The organism is Pararhizobium qamdonense, from assembly GCF_029277445.1.
Lineage (GTDB): Bacteria > Pseudomonadota > Alphaproteobacteria > Rhizobiales > Rhizobiaceae > Pararhizobium > Pararhizobium qamdonense.
In genome coordinates this window covers 2,147,125-2,169,200 of record NZ_CP119566.1, presented here as the reverse complement: position 1 = coordinate 2,169,200, position 22,076 = coordinate 2,147,125, and the positions used below count along the sequence as shown (strand labels likewise).

The window sequence follows — 22,076 nt, the reverse complement described above, 5'->3', positions numbered from 1 at the left end:
TCCGTGATCAATGCTCCGCAAGACCTGCCGCGAGCCATGATGTGAACCCGTTATAGGTATGTCCAGAACGGCTTTCAACGCGATGCATCCAACTTCACCGTAAATCCGGCAAAATAGTTAGCATTGCTCAGCTTTTCCGCCTCCAGGTGGAGAAATGCATGGCATGACTGTCCTTTTCTCCCTGCGGCAGCGGTTCATCGACGATCTTTTCGAAAACAGAGGGGTCGATTGCCGGAAACCGGGTATCGCCTTCGACCTCGGCAGCGACAGTCGTGATATGCAGGATATCGGCAAGATCGATCGCCTGACGGTAGATTTCACCACCGCCGATCACGCAGACCTCATCGACGCCGAGATCAGCCGCACGTCTGCGCGCCTCGGCAAGCGCTGCTTCCAGCGACTGGACTGCAATGGCACCCTCCGCTGCAAAATCCGCGTCGCGGCTGATGACGATATTGGGGCGCCCCGGAAGCGGCCGTCCGATCGAGGCCCAGGTCTTGCGCCCCATGATCACCGGCCTGCCGAGCGTCAACGCCTTGAAACGCTTGAGATCGCTCGGCAGATGCCACGGCAGGCCGCCGTCGCGGCCGATCACGCCATTGGCGGACACCGCAACGACGATGCTGATAGTCGGTTCAGTCATGAAATCCATCCGGCTTGACGTCGATGGCACGTGCCCGGGCAAGCGCCGGGCGTGACGTCATCGACTGAATATACTCATCGACCACAGGACTATCCGGCAACAGCTTGCGCATCCATGTCAGCGCGCTGACGAGCAGGAGATCGACCGCGCTCGCCGTATTGCCGAGCAGAAAGGGCTGCTTCGTCAGCGTCTCGATCACATGCATGCACATGTCCTCGTAGACCTTCAAAAGCGGGGGATGTTTGGCTGCAACGCCGGACAGGAAGGCGCTGCCGCCCGGCTCGATCACGCCGGCATAATAGGCAAGCCATGACAGATAGGCGCCCCGTTCCGGATGACCCGGCGGACGGCCGAGTTCCGACTGCGGATAGAGCTCAGCCAGATATTGCACGACCGCCGTTGATTCGGTGATCAGAGCACCATTGTGCAAAAGCGCCGGCACCTGTTTGTGCGGATGCGGATTGTTCTCGTCCGGCCCGCCGGAACCATCCCAGCGACGGATGGAGACATAGCGGATCTCGTATTCCGCCCCCAGTTCCTCAAGCAGCCAGATGATGCGCGACGAACGCGATTGTGGTGCATGGATCAACGTCAGCATGGGGTCCTCCTCGACCGTTCAACCTCAGGTCATCCTGTGCCCGCACAGTGTCATCATTGCGGTTAGACCGCAACCGGCGCCTTGATATGTGAATCAGGCTGGTAGCCAACCAGCTCAAAGTCTTCAAAACGAAAGGAAAAAAGATCCTTCACATCCGGATTGATGACCATCTTCGGCAAGGCCTTGGGCGTGCGCGCCAGCTGCTCGCGCACCTGGTCGAAATGGTTGTGATAGATATGCGTATCGCCGAACGTATGCACGAAATCGCCGGGCTGAAGACCGCAGACCTGCGCCACCATCAGCGTCAAAAGCGCGTAGGAGGCGATGTTGAACGGCACGCCAAGGAACACGTCGCCGGACCGCTGATAGAGCTGGCAGGAGAGCTTGCCGTCCGACACGTAGAACTGGAACAGGCAGTGGCAGGGCGGCAGCGCCATCTCCGCAATCAGCGCCGGATTCCAGGCCGAAACGATATGACGGCGCGAATTCGGGTTTTTCTTCAGTCCTTCGATGAGGTCAACGATCTGGTCGAGGTGACGGCCATCATGGGTTGGCCAGGAGCGCCACTGATAGCCGTAGACAGGCCCGAGATCACCGTTGGCATCGGCCCATTCGTCCCAGATATGGACGCCGTTTTCTTTCAGATAAGCAATATTGGTATCGCCCTTCAGGAACCAGAGCAGCTCATGGATGATGGATTTGAGATGCAGCTTCTTGGTGGTCAGCACCGGGAAGCCGTCGGCCAGATCAAAACGCATCTGATAGCCGAAGACCGAGCGTGTCCCGGTGCCGGTGCGATCGCCACGGTCCGAGCCCGTCTCCATCACATGACGCAAGAGGTCGAGATACTGTTTCATGAGGGTCCGCCGCCGATTCGTTTCGCGGTAAAGTAGGCGCAAGGCGGCAGGGAACCAATCGGTAATTCCTCGGTTTCCCCAGTCCCCTTCCAAAGCGGCGCGGGTTTTGAGCGCCACTGGTTTCCCTCGCCTGATAGGCATGTACTGAGCCGCATGGCCCCGGCGCTTGGACAGGCGCGATTGTATTTTCGAAAAGGCCCTTTTCTTGTCGCAGTTTAAGACCTATATGACAGTTGCCGTCTTCGGGCGGCTATGGCGATAAACAGGCGATGAAATAAACCTATTGGACCCGGGGGCGGTACCCGGCGCCTCCACCAAAAACCGGTCTGGCATGAGAATGTCAGACACCAAAGACCGGCTTTTGATGGGGGCGAAATAGGATCGACAAGGGCGTAAAGATCGACTTTTTGCTCGGCATTGTACCACCGTTATCGGGCTAAAATTGTAGTTGCAAACGACAACTATGCGGAAGCTCGTCTCGCTGCTTAATCGCAGTGTGACACTTCAAATCAAGTCCTTCCGGTTCGCACCGTAAGGCGGGGTTCGGAGGTACCTGGCAACAGAAACCTCCACTTCTCTCCACTCTCCCCCCGCATCGTCCCGCCTTCTCGGTTGCCTTGAAATGGTCTATAGAAGATGCAAATGACTCGTATGGCAGGACTTTTCTGCGTACAGAGCAAATGGCATAAGTGTGACTGAGTTGAGTTACAAGAAAGACGGGGATCTTATGGGCCAAGACCATATCCGCTACGACATTCTGGCACAGGATGCGCTTCGCAGCGTCATTCGCAAGGTCCTGATCGAAGTCGCAGCCACCGGCGCCCTTCCCGGAGATCATCATTTCTTCATCACCTTCCTCACCGGCGCGCCCGGCGTGCGCATTTCCCAGCATCTGAAGGCAAAATATGCCGAGCAGATGACGATCGTCGTTCAGCATCAGTTCTGGGACCTGAAGGTCACCGAAACCCTGTTCGAGATCGGCCTGTCCTTCTCCGACACGCCGGAAAAGCTGGTCATCCCGTTCAACGCGATCCGCGGCTTCTACGATCCGTCCGTCAATTTCGAGCTTGAATTCGACGTTGCGGCCTTCGACGAGGAAGAAACCGCAGAGATTACCGCCTATCCGGTCGCTGCCGTGGAAAAATCGGCTGAGCAGGACAGCGAAGCCCTGACGGCTGACAATGGCAAGACCGGCGATGACGGCAAGAAGGAAGGCGGCTCCGTGGTGTCGCTGGACTCTTTCCGCAAGAAGAACTGAAAACCCGAATTCGGACAGGCTCATCATGACCGGCGACGTCGTCAATCTCCGTCAGTTCCGCAAGCAGAAGGCGCGGACGGAGAAGGACAGGACCGCCGATCAGAACCGGATTTCCTTCGGCCGGACGAAAGCCGAAAAACAGCTGACGCAGACGCTGAACGACAAGGCCAGCAAGACGCTCGACCAGGGAAAGCGCGAGCAACCCGTTGGACCGGACAAAGGCGATTGATTTTGCACCGTCGTCGGGCAAACGGTAATTCCTTTTAAAATCAACAGATAAGCGGAATTTCCGGACTCACTTCCAGACAAAGCTGAATCAATTTCTGAGGCATGGTGTGATCCGCAAGCATTCGGCGACCCTGCATGGCCACCGCACCAGTTTTTCGCTGGAAGAGCCGTTCTGGCAGGAATTGAAAGTGATCGCCGACGTGAGGCAGATCCCGCTTGCGCAACTCATTGCCGAGATCGACGACATGAGGCCCACAGACAGCAACCTCTCCTCGGCGCTGCGGCTGCATGTTCTGGCCTGGATCAAGGCTCAGCGGACTTGAGCCTTTAGCATCCATCGCTGGCGCCGCTTTGCTCGTGATCTTCCAAAACCCTATTGCGGCCGCACACCCGGCAAGGCTTCGAAATTCAGCCCCTGCTGCGGGGTCTGGATAGAAGGCGGCTGCCCGGCTGGCTGCTGTTGGGTGCCGCCCTGCGGCGCGGTGAATTCTTCGCCGCCAATTGCTCCGCCGCTTGGATCGAACGGCAAAAGGCTCCGGCTTTTCTGTTCCTCGGCTCTTTTTGCCGCGTCCTGGGCAGCTTTTGCGGCGGCCGCGTCTTCAGCGGCCTTCTTGTCGGCCTGCGCCTTGGCATCAGCCTCTGCCTTTTGCCGCGCAGCCTCACGCGCCGCCATCTCGCGCCGGCGCTGCTCCTCGACAGCGCGCAGGCGTGCGGCTTCGCGCTCGGTGGCATTGGCCTTGTAGAGCGCCACTTCGCGCCGCAGCCGCTGCTTTTCCAAAACATTTGCCTGCAGCGTCTCGACCCGGCGGCGCTCGCGCTCGAAGGCCCTGAGCGACAGGAAGTTCGACAGGTCGGTGGCATCGAATGTCAGGCCGGGCGAATGCAAGAGCCCGGCAAATTCAAGATTGACCTGCGCCTCGGCACCCGTCAGCGCATTTTCACCGGGCAGAAAATCGACCGTAAGATCGCCTGTCATCCGTTCGTCGGGAAAGCTGACCTCCAGATTTCCCGAGAAATTGGCAGCACTATCCCCCGAGGTAATGTTCTGAGCCCGCAACGTTCCGCCGGCAATGCTGAACGGCACCGTCACGGCTCCCAAGGGCGTCTGCCCGGAAAAGACGGAGCTCTCGGCCAATGGCGTCACGGAGGCAGGCGTAATATCGCCCTCGATGCCATCCGCAGCCGCCATGATGTCCGGCAGGGCAGCACTGTTCAGCCCATGCACAACGGTATCGCGCAAGGTGGCGGTCCCCGAGCCGCTGGCCGATTCCGCCATCGCCTTTGCCGTCTTTCCGGATGCCTCGATGGCGATCGTCAGGTCGAACTTGCCCTCTGCGACCGCCGCGCCACCGGTTTTCCACACCGCCGCCGCCAGATCGCCGTCCTTGAGGTTCAGCCGCGTCTGGAAGAAGCCGGAGCCATCGCCATTGCCGAGCAAAAGGCGCCCATCGATCTTTCCGCCCAGCCAATTGCCCGAGAGCGTATCGATCGAGACCTGGTCGCCTTTCCATAAAAGCTTGCCCGACATATCGGAAACGGCCCCGTAGACGCCGGGCCAGAAACGCTTGGCGGAGACATCAACGGCAATATCGAACCCGCTCCAGGCCGGCTGGACCACCGGCGAGGATGACAGATCACCGCTGGCTCCATCCTGCACGGTGCCGAGGATGCCCTCGCCCACCCATGCCAGATCGAGTGTGTCGAGTGCGATCTGGCCGGTCGCCTTGCCCGGCATTTTCCGGTCGATCGTAAAGCTGCCCGAAAAGGCGTTTCCATCAGCCCTTCCATCGATTGCCGAAAGGGTCACCGCATCCGGCGTCGTGACGACATCTGCCTTGAGCGCCAGCGGCAGGCCCGTGCCCATCTGCGGCAGGCCGATCCCCTGCAGGAGAAGGAACGGCTCGAAATCCTGGCTTTCCAGCGAAATCTTCGATTGACCGGACAGAAAATGATCCCGCGACAGATCGATATCGCCATTGGCCGAAAACGCCGTGCGCGCCGTCGTGAATGTCAGCCCGGCATTGGCCTTCTGGCCATCGGTGCCTTGCAGCTTGACCGACAGGATGGCGTTCTCGTCGGCATCGAACGGCAAGGGGTCGAAACCGACCTGGCCGAGCAGAACCGGCGCCGACGGATTTTCCATCGTCGCTTCCAGGAGAATGCCCTGCCCCGCAAGCGCCTGCGTAATATCAGGTGCCTGATAATTGGCAGCGATCTTGGTGCCGTTGGCCGAGCCGATAATGCCAAATGTCACCGGAGCCTTGCCGTCCTGGCTGCCGGACGACAGGGTCAGGTCCAGCGCCGCATTGCTGTAATAGGGGGCGCTTTTCACCAGCCGTTCCAGCGCCGGATGCGCTTCGGCATGACGCTCGATCATTTTGAGGAAAGGCGTGAGATCCGGCGATGCCAGCTTCATCTTGGCCGAGATGACGGGCGCGGTCATGTCGCCCCCCATGCGGCCGGACAGCGCCAGCTGCGTACCAGCGATATCGCCGATCGACACGCGCTCGGCCTGCAACTGGCCGTTCTTCAGCGTCGCCACCAGCTGAACATCGCTCGCATCCTCGCCAAACGCGGAAAACTTGTCCGCCGAAAGATCGGCCGCGATCGTGTGCGACAGAAGCGTCCCAGTGGAAGCGTCGCCGGCCACCAGGCCTGCCAGCGCCTGCAGCGCTTCCAGATCGATGCTGTTGCCATTCAGCTGCAAAGACAGGTTGGGCGGCGACCCCTCCAGCGCCTGCCGTTCGATGCGGCCTCGCAGCACGGCAGGACCGGCCGCCACTTCCAGCCGCTCGAACTGCTGCAAACTATCCGTGAGGTTGACCGTTGCCGAAAAGCCGGCGGTCTTCAATTTGCGGATGGCCGGATCGACGGAGCCTGCAAGCCAGGTGGCCAGTCCCGAAGGCTGGTTGGAGGCAACCAGCATCTCGCCGCGAAACGCGCGCAAACCCGTCAGCTGCAACCGCCCCTTGGCTTCAAATTGCGTGCGGCCGGGCAATTGTGCCACCGCGTTGTCCACCATCCATCCAACACCGTCGGGCCGCAGGTCCAGACGCACGTCGCGCACCGTCGTGTCGCCGATGACGATGGCCGGCAGTTTCAGGCTCGCCCGCCCCGGCACCTGCGGTATCGGAATATCGGCTGCGATCGCCATGATCGCCGCAAGCCGCTGGCGCACCGATATGGCGGGATCGCGGCCGGTCTTGCCGGCAGCCCCGGCATTGCCGATGCGGCTGACGTCGATCTGCTGGCCATCGGCCAGAAGCAGGAATTCCTGGTCCTTGCCGGTATCGAGCGTCGCCTCCCCCGTCACCAGATACGGATCGTCCTTGGGACCGATCTCGAGGCGGTAATCGGGAACACGAATGCGTTCATTGGTGAGCTCGAACCCGCCAGTCACCCGCAATGCGGCCGATTTGTCCTGCGGCTTCTGCGCTTCCGCCGGCCTGGTTTCCGTCAACGTGAACTTGCCCTGATAGACCGGTTTGAAATCGACGATCTTCAGGTCGCCATCGAGTTCGACGCCGAAGGGCCGCTTGTCGGGGGTTAGCCGCGAGCGTAGGCCGAGCGTGCCGGTCTCATCGGCTTCGCTGCTGGAAAAGGCAAAGCTACCGGCTTCGCCATCCAGCGCGGCACGGCCTTCCATCTTCCACGGACCGGCGAGCGAGCGCGCCGACAGATCGGCCTCAAGCCCGGTAACGCGCCGGGTGCGGCCCGTCTGCTCGTCGATAAAATCGATCTGGCCGCCGGTGATGGCGACATTTTCAAGGATGACAGTCTTTGCCGGGATGGAGGCCCTGCGGCCACGCGCCCAGTCGAGCGTCCCATCGGGCAAAAGCCGGATCTTCGCCTTGGGCTGCTCCAGCCGCATGTCGAAGATCAGGGCTTCGCCGGACAGGAAAGGTGCAAGCTCGGCATCCATCGAGAAATGCTCGACCTGGATCAGCGGCTCGCCGGTTTCGGAGTGGCCGACGCGCACATCGTTGAGCGTTACCGAGGGAAAGGGAATGAGCCGGGCATCGACGCTGCCATGGACGACCACGGGCTTGCCCATGATCCGGGTCGCCTCACGCTCGAAATCCTTGCGGAAATCGGTCCAATCCACGAACAGTGGCGCAATCAGCGCGGCAAACAGCGCCACGACCAGGAGACCACCGACAAAGACCAGAATTCGCGAAAGCACCAGTTGGAAATCCTATCCATTCGACGGAGGAAGACAGCACCTTACCGGCGCCTATCCCTCCTTAACACCCACCCGCCATTTTCACATGTCAAAAATCTTGCCGGGATTGAAGATATTGCCGGGATCGAGCGCGCGCTTGATCTGGCGCATCAGATCCAGCGTGTCCCCAAGCTCGGCCTGTAGAAACGGCATCTTGCCCTGGCCGATGCCATGCTCGCCGGTGCAGGTGCCATCCATGGCCAATGCCCGCGCATTCAGCCGCTCCACAAAGGCTTCCGCCGTCGCAATATCGGCATTGTTCTTGTCGTCGAACAATAGACCGACATGAAAATTTCCGTCGCCCGCATGGCCGACGATCGGGGCGATCAGGTTGTGCGCGGCGATGTCCTCATGCGTTTCCTCGACGCAATCGGCGAGCCGCGAAATCGGCACGCAGACATCGGTGGAGAGAATGGCCAGCCCCGGCGCCAGGCTCTTCTGTGCCCAATAGGCATCGTGCCGCGCCTTCCACAGCGCATTGCGCTCCTCGGTATTGGCCGTCCATTGGAATGGCGAACTGCCGAATTCCGCCGCGATCTCGGCGAATTGCCTGGACTGCAGGGCGACGCTCTCGGCATTGCCGTGAAACTCGACGAACAATGTCGGGGCTTCAGCGAAGGAAAGCCCCGAATAGGCATTGCTCGCCTTCATCTGCAAGGCATCGAGCAGCTCGATACGCGCCACCGGAATGCCAGACTGGATGGTCAGGATCACCGTATTGCAGGCATCGCCCACCGAGGGAAACGCGCAGACGCCGCCGGCGATCATCTCGGGAATGCCCTGCAGCTTCAACGTGACCGAGGTCAGGATGCCGAGCGTGCCCTCCGCCCCGACGAACAGGCGGGTCAGATCGTAACCGGCCGATGATTTCTTGGCGCGGTGCGCGGTGCGGATTTGCCTGCCGCCCGCCGTCACAGCGGTGACCGCGAGCACATTGTCCTTCATCGTGCCATAGCGCACGGCATTGGTGCCGGACGCGCGGGTGGAAGCCATGCCGCCGATCGAGGCATTGGCGCCAGGATCGATCGGAAAGAACAGGCCGGTATCGCGCAGATAGACGTTCAGCGCTTCGCGGGTGATACCCGGCTCCACCGTGCAATCGAAGTCGCTGGCATTGACCTCCAGCACCTTATCCATGCGGCTCATGTCAACGCTGATGCCGCCATGCGGTGCGTTGATATGACCTTCCAGCGACGAGCCGGTGCCAAAGGCGATCAGCGGAACACCGTGTTCGCTGGCAATCGCGACGATGGCCTCGACCTCCTGGGCACTATCTGGAAAAACCACGCCGTCCGGCAGTTGCGCCGGGATATAGGTGGTCGAATGCGCATGCTGGGCACGAATGGCCTCGCCGGTCTGGAATCGATCGCCGAACCGCGCATTCAACAGCTGCAATGCGGCTGTAATGCCGGTTTCGTTGCGGCTGCCCGCCTTGATCGCCTTCAGTGCCATGCCTCTCCCCCGAACTTCCGCCTCGTTCTGCGGAAATTCTTAGATTTCAACGCTCTACTGTGCAAATCGGAATCACTTTGTCCAGAACCTCATCTGGTAAGTGACGGGTTTAGCAAAGAATTGCGACAAAGTGAGACAGTCCGGACACAGGGGAGAAATAGCCTGTGCAGCGAAACGGGCGCAGAGCGGAAAAGGACGGCGAACCTCTGGTCCGCCGCACGCCCTATTCCGCAGCCTCCGCCAATTGCAGCGTCTCGGCATGCCGCATCTCGGTCTGCAGCCGCCGTTCCTCGTCCACATGCGGCTTGGTAAACCGGCCGATGACCAGATAGGCGACAGGGGTCAGGTAAAGCGTGACGATGGTGGCAAGGCCAAGACCGCCGACCAGCACCCAGCCGAGCGCGACGCGCGCTTCGGCACCCGCCCCGCTTGCCATGACAAGCGGCACCGCCCCGACAATGGTGGCGATCATCGTCATCATCACCGGGCGCAGGCGGATATTGGCCGCATTCTCGATCGCCGAGCGCAGGTCCTCGCCACGGTCGCGCAGCTGGTTGGCAAATTCGACGATCAGGATACCGTTCTTCGCCATGATGCCGACCAGCAGCACCAGTCCGATCTGGCTGTAGATGTTCAGCGTATTACCCGTCAGCAGCATGGCAAACACGGCGCAGGCAAGGCCGAGCGGCACGGTCGACATGATGATCAGGCCGCTGATCAGGCTTTCGAACTGCGCCGCCAGCACCAGGAAGATGATGACCAGCGCAAACCCGAAGGTGACAAACATGCCATTGGCATTTTCGTCGAGCGTCGCGGCTTCGGCCAGCGGCACTACGCGCGAGCCCGGCGGCAGGAGCGGTTCGGCCATCTGCTGGACCATGGCCAGGGCATCGCCGAGCGCAATGCCGGACGTGAGGCCTCCAGACAGCGACACCGACCGGAGCTGCTGCTCGCGCGACAATTGCGGCGCAACGGCTTTTTCCTCGACCGATGCGATGGTCGACATCGGCACGATCTTGCCGTCGCCGGTTTTCAGAAAGATGTTCTGCAGGTCCGTCGGGTCGTTGACCGGATTGGTGGTCGACAACAGCTTGACCGGATAGGATTCGCCCTCGACATACACATCGAGCACGCTATTGCCATCAAGCATCGCCTGAAGTGCGGCCGACAGGCCGACAATATCGATGCCCAGATCGGATGCGCGGTCGCGGTCGATCGTCACCGAGAGCTGCGCCTGGTTGGCCTCATAGTTCAGGCGGACATTTTCGAAACTGCCGCTGTCTTCCATCTGCCGCACCAGTTTGGCTGCGGCATCGCCGAGCTTGGCGTAATCATTGCCCACCAGCGCCACCTGCAGGCCGTTGCCCGCACCGCGAATGCCAAGGCTGTTCGGCTGGATCGGGAAGGCGCGGATCGAAGGGATATTCGAGGTGATCTTGGTAATATCCGCCGAAATCTGCTGCTGCGTGCGGTCGCGGTCGCTCCAGGGCGCCAGCGTCAGCACCATGAACCCCGTATTGACCGCGCCGCCCTGGCCGGACACGGAAAAGACATTGGCGATCTCGCCATTATCGACCAGCGGCTTCAGGCCATCCTCGACCCGGCGCATCTGCGCCTGGGTATATTCCAGCGACACGCCCTGCGGCGCCTGGATACGCACCATGATGCGCGACCGGTCCTCCGTCGGCGTCAGCTCCGATTTGAGCAGCGTGAACGCCCCGCCCCCGGCAGCCGTCACCATGATGGCAACCATGAAGACGATCAGCGGTGAATTGAGGCAGGCGCCCAGCGTTCGCCGGTAGAAAGCCGCCGCAAATGCACCGATCCGGCCCATGAAGCCGGTATGGCCATGGTTTTCGGCATGCGGCTTCAGCATGCGCGAGGCCAGCATCGGACACAGCGTCAAAGAAACGAAGGCGGAAAGCAGAATGGCAAAGGCCAGCACGAAGCCGAACTCGCGGAACAAGCCGCCGGTCTGCCCCGGCAGGAAGGACAAGGGCACGAAAACGGCGGCAAGCGTCGCGGTCGTCGCGATGACGGCGAAGAACACTTCGAGCGTGCCGAGCACCGCGGCAGCGCGCGGCCCCATGCCCTCGCCTCGCCGCCGCACGATGTTTTCCAGAACCACGATCGCATCGTCCACCACCAGTCCCGTTGCCAGAACGATAGCGAGAAGCGTCAAAATATTGATCGAGAAACCGGCCATGTAGATCGCCGCACAGGTGCCGATCAGCGCGATCGGCATGGTCAGCGTCGGAATGAGCGTTGCCCGCCAGTCGAGCAGGAACATGTAGATCACCAGGGTGACAATGATCACCGAGGCGATCAGCGCGATTTCGACCTCGTGGATGGCGCCCTCGATGAACACGGCGTCATCGCTGGTCACCTTGAGCTGTGTGCCCTTCGGCAGAATTTCGGCAATGGTGGTCACCGCCGTCTTCACGCCCTCGGAAATATCCAACGTATTGGACTGTGCCTGGCGGATGATGCCAAGGCCGATGCCTTGGCGTCCATCCGAGCGCAGCGAGGACGTGCCGATATCCGGACCGAGCGTCACCGTGGCGATATCGCCAAGCCGGACATTGTCGCCAAGCAGGAGGTTTTCAAACTGTTCCGGCGTCTGCAGATCGGCGGTGGCGCGCACCGAAATATCCTGGTTGACGCTGGTCAGCGAGCCCGCCGGCACGTCGAGCGAGGCGGTGGCAAGGCTTGTGCGCAGATTGGCAACCGTCAGGCCACGGCTGGCAAGCTTCGACTGGTTGATATCAATGCGGAAGATCTTTTCCTGGTCGCCGTTGATCTGCACATCGGCGACACCCTCGACGGCTGCCAGCCGGTCGGTGATCTCGTTTTCGGCCAGAAGCGTCAGGTCCTCCATCGACAGCGTGTCGGATGTCAGCGCCAGGCGCATGATCGGCTGACTGTCGGCATCGGCCTTGACGATGCGCGGCTCGTCGGCATCCTCCGGCAACTGGTTGCTGACGCGTCCGAGCGCATCGCGGATATCATTGGACGCCTGGCCGATATCGGTCGTATCGGAAAACTGCAGCGTGACGCGGCTCTGCGCATATTGCGAGGTCGAGGAAATGTCCTTGATGCCCTGCACGCGCGAAACGGCACCCTCGATCACCGAGGTCAGTTCGCGGTCCACCGTTTCGGGCGAAGCACCGTCGAACTGGGTATTGACCGACACCACCGGCTGATCCACCTGCGGCAATTCGCGGATTTCAATGCCGTTCAGTGCCGCAAGACCTGCAACGATGATCAGCGTATTGACGACAAGCGCAAAGATCGGCCTGCGAATGAACAGCGCCGTAAAGCCTGCGGTGCCAGCCCCTTTGTGCCCGGAACCGCCGCTCATTTCGGCGCCTCCGCCTCGGAAACCTTCTGTTCCTGATTGTCTGATGCCGGCTTCTGCTGCAGCGGCTCTCCGGCGATGCGAACCGCACCGCCATCGCGCAGCCGCTGCACGCCCTCGATCACCAGGGCATCGCCCTTGGCGAGCTTTGCGTCGACCAGCACCTTGTCGGAATTGCGCTGGATGATTTTCACGGGAACCCGCTGCGACTTCTCATCCTGAACCCGCCAGACGAACGAGCCATCGGCGCTCCACTGGATCGCCAGCGGGTTGACCGTCGGATAGGTGTCTCCGGGGAAACGCACGGAAACGGAAAACGACATGCCGGCCCGCAGCGTATCGTCGGGATTGTCGATCCGCGCCCGCACCCGCAACGTCCGGCTCGCCTGATCCACGCGGTTGTCGATGGCGTCGATGACGCCGGACAGTTCAGAGGTCGGCATCGCGATTGCGGTTGCCGAAACAGGCTGGCCGACGGAAACCATGGTCGAAAACCGCTCCGGCACCCAGAAATCGACAAGGATCTGCGAGCGGTCATCCACCACGGCGATCGACGTCGAGGTCGTGACATAATCTCCCGGATGCGCCGTGATAATGCCGACGATGCCGCCGGAAGGCGCTGCGATATCGCGCCGCTTCAAATCCAGCTCCGCCGTCTGCAGCGCCAGTTGCGCAGCCTGCATGGCAAATTCGGCTTCACGCAGGATGGCCACCGAGACGGCGTTGCCGAGCTTGCGGTTGCGCTCGACCTTTTCGCCGGCGCTATCGACGGCGACCTTGGCCTGCGCGGCTGCGATCTTCTGCTCGTCGCTGTCGAGCGTGGCAATCACCTGCCCCTTTTCGATACGGTCGCCGGATTTGACCAGGATGTCGGAAAGATTGCCGGTCGCAAGCGGCGTGACGCTGACCGACAGGATGGCCTCGCCGCTGCCGATCGCATTCAGCCTGTCATTGACAACAGCGGTATCGGCCGGCTGCGTCACGACAAGCGGCGTGCCGCCAGCCTGATTGCCGCCGCCCTGGTTCTGGCCGCCCTGCACCCGTGCGCCTCCCTGTTTGGCCGCATCCACCGGTTTTGCGGCATAGGCCAGCACTGTCTCGGGCACGCCAACCTTGGCAAGGATTGCCGCTGCACCCGGCACGAAGCGAACCCAGACGCCAAGGCCGACCACAAGAATGACCAGGCAGATCAAAAGCTGCTTCCAAAGCCGCATGCAAAACTCCAATTAAATCAAGCGTGTTTTGGCCATTGAGGCACAAAAACCGCAGTATTTGCGGCAACTATTCATGTTTGCCGTATACAGGCAACGCTAAAATGCCATCATTACACAATTGTAACAAAAGCTCTTTTTGGGTTCCACGATCTTTATCTCAGCCACTCGACACAAGATGCGCCGCGCCTTAGCCTCGATGGCAACGGAGGCCCACCATGAGCACGACAGCAAAACATCCTGATCCGGAATCCGATCCCCGTGTCAAAGCCGTCTTCGACGACATCAGGGCCACACGCAAATCCGATTTCATCAACAATATGTGGCACTATCTCGCGTTTGACAGCGGCCTGCTCGAAAAGACCTGGGCCGAGGTCAAAACCGTGATGGCGACGCCGTCGGCGCTTGATCCGCTGGTCAAGGAAATGCTCTATATCGCCGTGTCCGTCACCAATGGCTGCGGCTACTGCGCCCATTCGCACACGGCGGCCGCAAAGGCCAAGGGCATGACGGCCGCTGAGCATGCCGATCTCCTGCGCGTCATCACCCTTGCGGCCAAGACCAACCAGCTGGCGACAGCCCTGCAGCTTCCCGTCGATCCCGTCTTCGATGCCGATCATCTCCCCTGATCGCGGCCAAAAAGCGGTTGTCTCCACAGAGAAGCTGGACATTTTGGAATAAAAGCAGAACGGAATTCTGGCCTTTCGGCTCCGAATCACTACATTGAGCCGCATGAGCAATGGTTTTGACGATATCCCTTTCTTTGACGAGGAGCCGGCGCCGCGCCCGCAGCGAGGCGTGAGCCCGCAGGCGGCACCGCCGGCACCCGCAAGCGGCATCGCAGCCCGCGCCATGCAAACGCGCGATCAGCATCGTGTTCCAGACTATCTCTCCGGCCTCAATCCCGAGCAGCGCGAAGCGGTGGAAGCACTCGACGGCCCGGTTCTGGTGCTGGCCGGCGCCGGAACCGGCAAGACCCGCGTTCTCACCACCCGCATCGCTCATATCCTTGCCTCCGGCCGCGCCTTCCCCTCGCAAATCCTCGCCGTCACCTTCACCAACAAGGCGGCCCGCGAGATGAAGGAGCGCGTCGGCGTTCTCGTCGGCGGCGCCGTCGAAGGCATGCCGTGGATGGGTACGTTCCATTCGATCGGCGTGAAGCTTTTGCGCCGCCATGCCGAACTGGTGGGCCTGAAATCCTCTTTCACCATCCTGGATACCGACGATGTCGTGCGCCTGATCAAGCAGCTGATCCAGGCCGACGGCATCGACGACAAGCGCTGGCCGGCCAAGCAATTTGCCCAGATGATCGACGGCTGGAAAAACAAGGGCCTTTCGCCCGCCGACATTCCCGAAGGCGACGCCCGCTCGTTTGCCAATGGCAAGGGCCGCGAACTCTACGCCGCCTATCAGGCCCGGCTGATGACGCTGAACGCCTGCGATTTCGGCGATCTGTTGTTGCATCCGATCCGCATGTTCCGCACCAACCCGGATGTGCTTCGCGAATATCACGACAAGTTCCGCTTCATCCTCGTTGACGAGTATCAGGATACCAACACCGCCCAATATATGTGGCTGAGGCTGCTTGCGCAGCGGCCGAAGGGCGTGCCGCAGAACGTCTGCTGCGTCGGCGACGACGACCAATCGATCTACGGCTGGCGCGGTGCCGAGGTCGATAATATCCTGCGCTTCGAGAAGGATTTTCCGGGCGCCAAGGTCATCAAGCTCGAGCGCAACTACCGCTCCACCGAGCATATTCTCGGCGCCTCCGGCCATCTCATCGCTCATAATGAAGGCCGCCTCGGCAAGACGCTGTTTACCGACCGCGTCGATCCCAATGACGACAAGGTGCAGGTGCATGCCGCCTGGGATTCCGAGGAGGAAGCCCGCGCTGTCGGCGAGGAGATCGAGCAACTGCAGCGCACCGACCACCCGCTGAACAACATGGCCATCCTGGTGCGCGCCTCCTTCCAGATGCGCGAGTTCGAAGACCGTTTCGTCACGCTTGGCCTCAACTACCGCGTCATCGGCGGCCCGCGCTTTTACGAGCGCCTGGAGATCCGCGATGCGCTGGCCTATTTCCGCCTCGTCTGCCAGCCGGCCGATGACCTCGCCTTCGAGCGCATCGTCAATACGCCGAAACGCGGCCTTGGCGATACCACCGTGCGTGCCCTGCACGACTATGCCCGCAAGCGCGATATCCCGATGCTGGCAGCATCAGGCGATATCATCGAAACCGACGAGATGAAGCCGAAGCCGCGCAAGTCGCTCTATGACGTCGTGACGATGTTCCAGCGCTGGCAGGGCCTGCTCGAAAACACGCCGCATACCGAGCTTGCCGAGACCATTCTCGAAGAGTCCGGATATACGGATATGTGGAAGAACGACAAATCGGCGGAAGCGCCGGGCCGGCTGGAAAACCTGAAGGAACTGATCCGCTCGATGGAACAGTTCGAGAGCATGCGCGGCTTCCTCGAACACATAGCCCTGGTGATGGATGTCGAGCAGAATGCCGAGCTCGACGCCGTCTCGATCATGACGCTGCATTCCGCCAAGGGGCTGGAATTCGAGACCGTCTTCCTGCCCGGCTGGGAGGAAGGCCTGTTTCCGCACCAGCGCGCGCTGGACGAAGGCGGCCGCTCAGGCCTGGAGGAAGAGCGCCGCCTTGCCTATGTCGGCCTGACGCGGGCCAAGCGCCGCTGCCACATCTGGTTCGTCTCCAACCGCCGCATCCACGGCCTGTGGCAATCGACGCTTCCCTCGCGCTTCCTCGACGAACTGCCGACCGCCCATGTCGAAGTTTCGGAAGCCGAGCAATCCTATGGCGGCTATAATCGCGGCGGCTACGGCCAATCGCGCTTCGACAAGCAGGAACCCTTCGCCAACACCTATTCCACCCCCGGCTGGAAACGCGCCCAGGCCAACAAGACAGACGCCACCCGCGACAACTGGGGCAACCGCTCCGGCGTCTCGATCGAACGCATCGGCTACGGCGAAAGCGGCCCGAAAGCGCGCACCATCGACGGCGAACTGATCGCCAAGTCCAAGATCGACGAACCCTCGAAATTCACCGTCGGCGACCGGGTGTTCCATATCAAGTTCGGCAACGGGAATATCGCCGGCATCGAGGGCAACAAGCTGACGATCGATTTCGACCGGGCCGGACAGAAGCGGGTGCTGGATGGGTTTGTGGAGAAAGTTTAGGCGGGGGCGGCGGGGATCCTCGGGTCAAGCCCGAGGATGACGACTTTGGGGAATGACGACTTTTGGGGGGATGCCGTATGCCTTTCACAAAGAGTTTATGCTAGCCGGTGTCTCCAAGTACTGCATTATCCTTCGGCTCGATCAGAACCCGCTATGGCTAAAATGATGCTTCGGGTTGGATGCTCGAGTCTAGTGCGAGGATGACGGGAGGGGTACGTAGAGCCGCAAGGCAATTCGGACCTCCGCCAGAAAAGCCGCTCAACGTCCCCTCCGTCACACAAAGTCTTGATTTAATATCGGCGCCCAGGTCATCACCCAAGCCGTTGCCGGTCATCAACAGCAACCATCATTCTCGGCATCAATCGAAACTGCCATCTCAAGCATCAACCAATGCCGCAATCTCCAGCATCAACCGATGCAACGTCACGCCCCCAAGCCCGTCATCCTCGGGCTTGACCCGAGGATCCACGCCCAAACCTACCAAAGTTCTTGATACAGATCCCGCCAGTCCGGATTCATCGCCTCGATCAACTCGATCTTCCATTGCCGGTACCAGCGCTTGAGGGATTTTTCGCGCTGGATCGCCGTGCCGATCGACAGATGCTCTTCATACCAGACAAGTTGTTTGCAGCCATATTTAGCTGTGAAACCCGGCGTTAAAGCTTCGCGGTGCTCGAAAATACGGCGCTCGAGATCAGAGGTCACGCCGATATAGAGCGTTCCCCGTTTGTGATTGGTGACGATATAGACATAGCCCGCCATGGTTGTAATGATGCTTGGGAGTGGATCCTCGGGTCAAGCCCGAGGATGACGGATTTTTGGGGGATGCCGTATTCTTTTTCAAGAAGACGCAACAGCCGAGGTTTCCATTTTCTGCGTCACCCATAGACTCGAACAGTCGGCCATTCGCAGGCAAACTTGGTAACACCTGCACCGCGCAATTCTATTTACGCCAGCTCAAGACACCAACTCCGCAGGCTCAATTCCGACCGTCATCTCCCGCAAGCCCACCCCACTCCGTCATCCTCGGGCTTGACCCGAGGATCCACAGCCGCAGGGCTCGGGAAATATCTCCCACCCGTCCCAAAGACCACCGCCTCATGCCCGCTCACGCGCCCAGCTAAGCCTGATCCTGCAGACCGCCGAGGATGAGCTTTGCGGCCGAGACCGTCATGTTGCGGCCACCGGCCTTGGCATTCAAAAGGGCGGCATCCGCCCGCGTCAGCAAGGTCGGCACCGTACCTGCGGCGGGCGCCGATGCCACGCCGATGGACACCGCGACCGAACCGAGGATACGGCCGCGATGCGACAGCGGTGCGGTCGCGATCTTGGTGCGCAGCGCTTCGGCAAATTCGAACCCGGCCGCCTCGGTCATCCCCGGCAAAAGCACCGTGAACTCCTCGCCGCCGAAGCGGTAGGCCGTGCCGGCGCCGCCAACCATGTCGATGACGATCTGCGCCACATATTGCATGACGACATCGCCGGCATCATGGCCGAATTCGTCGTTGAAGCGCTTGAAATGATCGATGTCGATCATCAGGCACACCAACGGACTGACCGCTTCCTCGCGTGCATGACGGTTGAGGCTTTCATCAAGCCAGCGCCGGTTGAACAACCCCGTCAGCGCATCGCGCACGGCAAGATGGGTGAGTTTTTCGCGCAACTGAAGATTGGCAACCGCAAGGCCGATATTTTCGGCAATCAGTTCCAGATAAAGACGCGAGGTTTCGACATCGGTCACCACATCCGAACGTTCCTCGAAATAGAGAAGCCCGATCGTATCGCCCTGCGCCGTCAGCGGCACGCAAAGCCCTGTGACATTGCTTTCGTTCAGATGCTGGCAGGCGATGTCGCTCTGGCCGCGATTGCTCAGATGCGGCCGCCCGCGCCGCAGCCCCCAACAGGCGCTGGAGGCAAAGGATGCCGCCGATTGATGCGGATCGAGCCAGCTGCCGATCGTTGAAAGTAAGGTACGGCTTTCGTTGAGAACATAAAGATGCCCGGCAAGATTGGGGAAAATCTGCGGCGCAAACCGCGCCACGACATCGGCGAGCTCGGTCTGCGTCTGGCAGGCCTGCAGCCGGTGCATCATCTGCAGGATCAGATCCTTGGTCTGCTGGTCGAGCCGCCTCTCCGCATCCAGCCGGTCGCGCTCCAGGCCATTGGCGCGAAAAATATGGATGGCTTCGTTCATTTCGCCGATCTCGTCGCGCCGCTGATCGAGCGGCACCTCGACGGCATAATCCTGCTTGGCGAGCCGGGTGACGATACCGGTCATATGCGCGAGCGGCATAGCGATACGGCGGCGAAGAACGAAATAGAGAACGCCGAGAAAAAGCGCTGCCGTCAGCGCCAGCATGGTCTTGGCGACAAGGCCGAACCAGTCGCTTCTCAACCGCGCATCGTTCAGCGCATTGCCGGTGCGGGTATTGACCAGATCGCGAAAGCGCGCGACCGTTTCCAGCAAATCCGTCTGCAGGCGCTCGTGCTCGGGGCCAAACAGCATTTGCTGGGCTTTCGACTGCTCGCCATTGCCATAGGCGGTGATTGCCGCAACCTCGAGCCTGTCCAGCGCCTCGGCATCCTGCTCGACCTCTTCGAGCGCGGCCGTTTCTGCAGACGAGGCCCCGCGCGCCTTCAACGTCTTGATCGTCGCCTCGCGGCGGTGTTCCTCGTTTTCCCTGCCGTGAAACGCAATCAGATGACGCTCGTCGCCGCGCATCACATACAGGCGCGCTTCGTCACTTCGCTCCTCGGCGCCAAGGGCAAGGTCCTGCGCCAGGGCCTCGAAGGCAAGGTGCTCCTCGACCGCCAGCCGCTCCTGGTTGGCGCTATCGGCCGACAGAATGAATGCGCCACCGGAAAGCACGGTCAGGACGACGGTTACGCCATAGGCCCAGTTCGTAATTGCACTGATTCGCATGAACGCCGTCCCCTAAGATTGTAGAGGGGATTAGAGTACCGCGCAGGCGGTGGCAATTCCCCAATCCTCGCGATCAACGGCCCGCTGGCAGGGCTTAAACAGGCTAGCTGCCTGGCATAACGGGCAAAGGGCGCGAAGCCCTCAAGCTTTCGCGCCCTTTGTCCGTTATGGTTTGATACGGCTTACGCCCTTTCAAGAATATCCGTCATGCCCCCTTGGAAAACAGCGAGGCGAAGGTGCGCTTGGGCGCGGAGAAGCCCTTCATGCTCTTGACGATGACCATATGGGTGATCTCGCCACGCTTGAACGCTTTCAGGAAGCGCGGATATTCCTCGAAGGCAACGCAGCCATGGGAATCGCCGCGGTTTCTCAGGAGATAGCTGTGGGCGAGCAGGCCGTCGCGGCCATGCGGAGCCACGCCGTTCACCGGCGTCAGACGCACGGCGGCAACACCGTGGAAGAGCGATTCCCGCATCGTCACCTTGTAGGTGCCGGGCGGCGTCGGGCCCTTCATCTTGACGTGAACATAGTCCGGATTGTCGCGCATCTTGCCGATGCCGGAATGCGCCTCCAGCTTCTCGCCATTCGGCATGTAGACCACGCCGGCCGAGATATCGTAATAGGCGACCCCTCTTTTGCCCCTAAATGCCGGGCGAACCTCGTTGTCGTCATCCATGGGGAGATCAGGCTTGGCGTAAGCCAGTTCCTTGACGGCGGGCTTGGTGGCCTTGTCATCAACCTTGCGGGCCGCATCCGCAACACCGCGCGGTTTGGACAGGGGCAAAGGCCCCAGATCCGGCAACATGCCGTTCAGCGACGAAGCGGGCTCCGGCATGACCAGGTTGAACGGCTTGCCAAGTCCCTGCTCGCGCACCGATACCGTCTCCACCAGCGCGTTGGCTGTCACCGGCGTCGAGCCGGTTATGACGGCATCGCCTTTGGCAGCAGCCGCTTTTGCAAGCGCGGCAACCTGCGTCTTTTCGGCAAAATCCACGGCAGGCTTGACCATGGCGACTGCAGCCATGCTCTTTTGCGGCACAGCCGTTGCCACAAGGTTGATACGCGGCAAGACGGTAAGCCGCGAAAATTTGGCCAGGTGTACGACGCGCTGTTGCGGGGCCGCATGCGGGATCGGGTTGAGACCCAATGACGCCTCAAGGCGCGGACCTTTGCCGGACGGCAGCGACGACCCCATGTTCTGCATCGCCGCAAAGGTCGCGACCATCCAGACCGAGGCCGCGATGGCGATCCCGGCAACAGTGGCGCCGGCAAGCAACCGCGCCAACGGCTTGGATTGCCTTGAGCCTTTAGCCTTGGGGGCCTGGGGACCGCGATAGTGGCGCGCCTTGCCGGAAGCCGCGGAATGACTGCATTTTTCTGCTGCAAACGCCATGATGCTTGTTACCCGAAACGCATTACTCAATCGGAGAGCAACAAGACGCATTGCCGCCGAGGCCGGTCCAAAGCCCACGATGCGCTGAACTGCGCGCTTGCCGGGGCCTGCCGGTCGATCGGAAGAATGACAAATTATGGTAACCAATTCCTTTACACGGGCTCCAAGAAATCAGGGAGCAGGGTGAGCAGAGGAGAGCGGCACCTGCCGCAGGCAAAAAAGCAAAGAAGGTACCTTCCCCGCCCAGGACATCATGGCCGGGAGATCCGTTGACCCACTGCGCATTTCGCCGGCGGCCAACCTGAAGCTCGAAAAACTATATTTGCGTCCGGTCTCAAACCTCTATTTTTTGGCGAGAATAAGGAGACGCTGAGATGAGACATGTTTTTTCGCGGCATCACCCTGCGTCGCGATGGGTTTGCCGCACGCCTGGACCGCTCTCTGTTCCCGATCCATCTGCAGTCTGATCCGCCGGTCCTGTTGCAGTCAGATGGTAGCGAATCACCCTTGCGGCCGCCATCGAAGTCGCCTGCAAAGGTGTAACTCACCAACGCGTTCACCGGTCGCGCGCAAGTTTGATCCGGCACACCACCGCATACAAGTGGAAATTGCGAAACAGCTCCCGATCCATTAAAATTGAAGGCAATTTCGGCTGAAAAAATTAAATCGGCGATATTACGAATTTCGCCTTATCCGCATCGGCGGACCCTTCTTTTTTGAGCGCCACCC

At 60.7% G+C, this 22,076-nt stretch carries 15 protein-coding genes and 1 other RNA gene; 6 read left to right on the top strand and 10 right to left on the bottom strand.

The features are described 5' to 3' along the window. Window positions 1–127 precede the first annotated feature (127 nt). From PYR65_RS10370 to PYR65_RS10360, 3 genes are all read right to left on the bottom strand, one after another. Window positions 128–643 (bottom strand): dihydrofolate reductase, encoded by a 516-nt coding sequence (locus tag PYR65_RS10370; protein ID WP_276120915.1) that lies wholly within the window; start codon window positions 641–643, stop codon window positions 128–130. Beyond that, window positions 636–1,241, bottom strand: a complete 606-nt coding sequence (locus PYR65_RS10365; protein ID WP_276120914.1) for a glutathione S-transferase family protein — start codon at window positions 1,239–1,241, stop codon at window positions 636–638. Before PYR65_RS10365 ends, PYR65_RS10370 begins: the two co-directional genes overlap by 8 nt. Window positions 1,242–1,303: 62 nt before the next feature. Beyond that, window positions 1,304–2,098 (bottom strand): thymidylate synthase, encoded by a 795-nt coding sequence (locus PYR65_RS10360; protein ID WP_276120913.1) that lies wholly within the window; start codon window positions 2,096–2,098, stop codon window positions 1,304–1,306. A gap of 196 nt (window positions 2,099–2,294) precedes the next feature. Between PYR65_RS10360 and ssrA the strand changes: the two genes are divergently transcribed. The 4 genes from ssrA to PYR65_RS10340 all read left to right on the top strand — a co-directional run bounded on the left by ssrA (window position 2,295) and on the right by PYR65_RS10340 (window position 3,907). Then, window positions 2,295–2,672, top strand: a transfer-messenger RNA (tmRNA) gene (gene ssrA, locus PYR65_RS10355). Between the two features lie 153 nt (window positions 2,673–2,825). After that, window positions 2,826–3,356 carry an SspB family protein gene (locus PYR65_RS10350; RefSeq protein ID WP_276120912.1) on the top strand — a complete coding sequence of 177 codons (531 nt, stop codon included), beginning with the start codon at window positions 2,826–2,828 and terminating at the stop codon, window positions 3,354–3,356. A 25-nt stretch (window positions 3,357–3,381) separates the two neighbouring features. After that, complete coding sequence (locus tag PYR65_RS10345) at window positions 3,382–3,585, top strand: DUF4169 family protein (RefSeq protein ID WP_276120911.1); 204 nt, start codon at window positions 3,382–3,384, stop codon at window positions 3,583–3,585. A 106-nt stretch (window positions 3,586–3,691) separates the two neighbouring features. Then, entirely contained in the window at window positions 3,692–3,907 is a 216-nt protein-coding gene (locus PYR65_RS10340; protein WP_276120910.1) for a ribbon-helix-helix domain-containing protein, read from the top strand. A 50-nt stretch (window positions 3,908–3,957) separates the two neighbouring features. Here the strand turns inward: PYR65_RS10340 and PYR65_RS10335 are convergent, their stop codons facing one another. The 4 genes from PYR65_RS10335 to PYR65_RS10320 all read right to left on the bottom strand — a co-directional run bounded on the left by PYR65_RS10335 (window position 3,958) and on the right by PYR65_RS10320 (window position 13,830). Beyond that, complete coding sequence (locus tag PYR65_RS10335; protein ID WP_276120909.1) at window positions 3,958–7,767, bottom strand: AsmA family protein; 3,810 nt, start codon at window positions 7,765–7,767, stop codon at window positions 3,958–3,960. Between the two features lie 81 nt (window positions 7,768–7,848). Next, complete coding sequence (locus PYR65_RS10330) at window positions 7,849–9,258, bottom strand: FAD-binding oxidoreductase (RefSeq protein WP_276120908.1); 1,410 nt, start codon at window positions 9,256–9,258, stop codon at window positions 7,849–7,851. A gap of 223 nt (window positions 9,259–9,481) precedes the next feature. After that, window positions 9,482–12,619 (bottom strand): efflux RND transporter permease subunit, encoded by a 3,138-nt coding sequence (locus PYR65_RS10325; RefSeq protein ID WP_276120907.1) that lies wholly within the window; start codon window positions 12,617–12,619, stop codon window positions 9,482–9,484. Beyond that, window positions 12,616–13,830, bottom strand: coding sequence for an efflux RND transporter periplasmic adaptor subunit (locus PYR65_RS10320; RefSeq protein ID WP_276120906.1), 1,215 nt, complete (start codon window positions 13,828–13,830; stop codon window positions 12,616–12,618). Before PYR65_RS10320 ends, PYR65_RS10325 begins: the two co-directional genes overlap by 4 nt. Window positions 13,831–14,045: 215 nt before the next feature. Here PYR65_RS10320 and PYR65_RS10315 point away from each other — a divergent pair, with 215 nt between their 5' ends. Continuing rightward, window positions 14,046–14,456: a carboxymuconolactone decarboxylase family protein gene (locus PYR65_RS10315; protein WP_276120905.1), complete on the top strand. Its 411-nt coding sequence runs from the start codon at window positions 14,046–14,048 to the stop codon at window positions 14,454–14,456. 103 nt (window positions 14,457–14,559) lie between these two features. After that, window positions 14,560–17,031: an ATP-dependent helicase gene (locus PYR65_RS10310; protein WP_276120904.1), complete on the top strand. Its 2,472-nt coding sequence runs from the start codon at window positions 14,560–14,562 to the stop codon at window positions 17,029–17,031. 477 nt (window positions 17,032–17,508) lie between these two features. Here PYR65_RS10310 and PYR65_RS10305 read toward each other — a convergent pair whose 3' ends face one another. From PYR65_RS10305 to PYR65_RS10295, 3 genes are all read right to left on the bottom strand, one after another. Then, window positions 17,509–17,793 carry a GIY-YIG nuclease family protein gene (locus PYR65_RS10305; RefSeq protein ID WP_276120903.1) on the bottom strand — a complete coding sequence of 95 codons (285 nt, stop codon included), beginning with the start codon at window positions 17,791–17,793 and terminating at the stop codon, window positions 17,509–17,511. A gap of 358 nt (window positions 17,794–18,151) precedes the next feature. Next, window positions 18,152–19,954 (bottom strand): sensor domain-containing diguanylate cyclase, encoded by a 1,803-nt coding sequence (locus PYR65_RS10300; protein ID WP_276120902.1) that lies wholly within the window; start codon window positions 19,952–19,954, stop codon window positions 18,152–18,154. A 205-nt stretch (window positions 19,955–20,159) separates the two neighbouring features. Beyond that, the gene (locus tag PYR65_RS10295; protein ID WP_276120901.1) at window positions 20,160–21,347 is read right to left on the bottom strand and encodes a DUF2778 domain-containing protein; all 1,188 of its coding nucleotides are present in this window, start codon (window positions 21,345–21,347) and stop codon (window positions 20,160–20,162) included. Window positions 21,348–22,076: the final 729 nt, after the last annotated feature.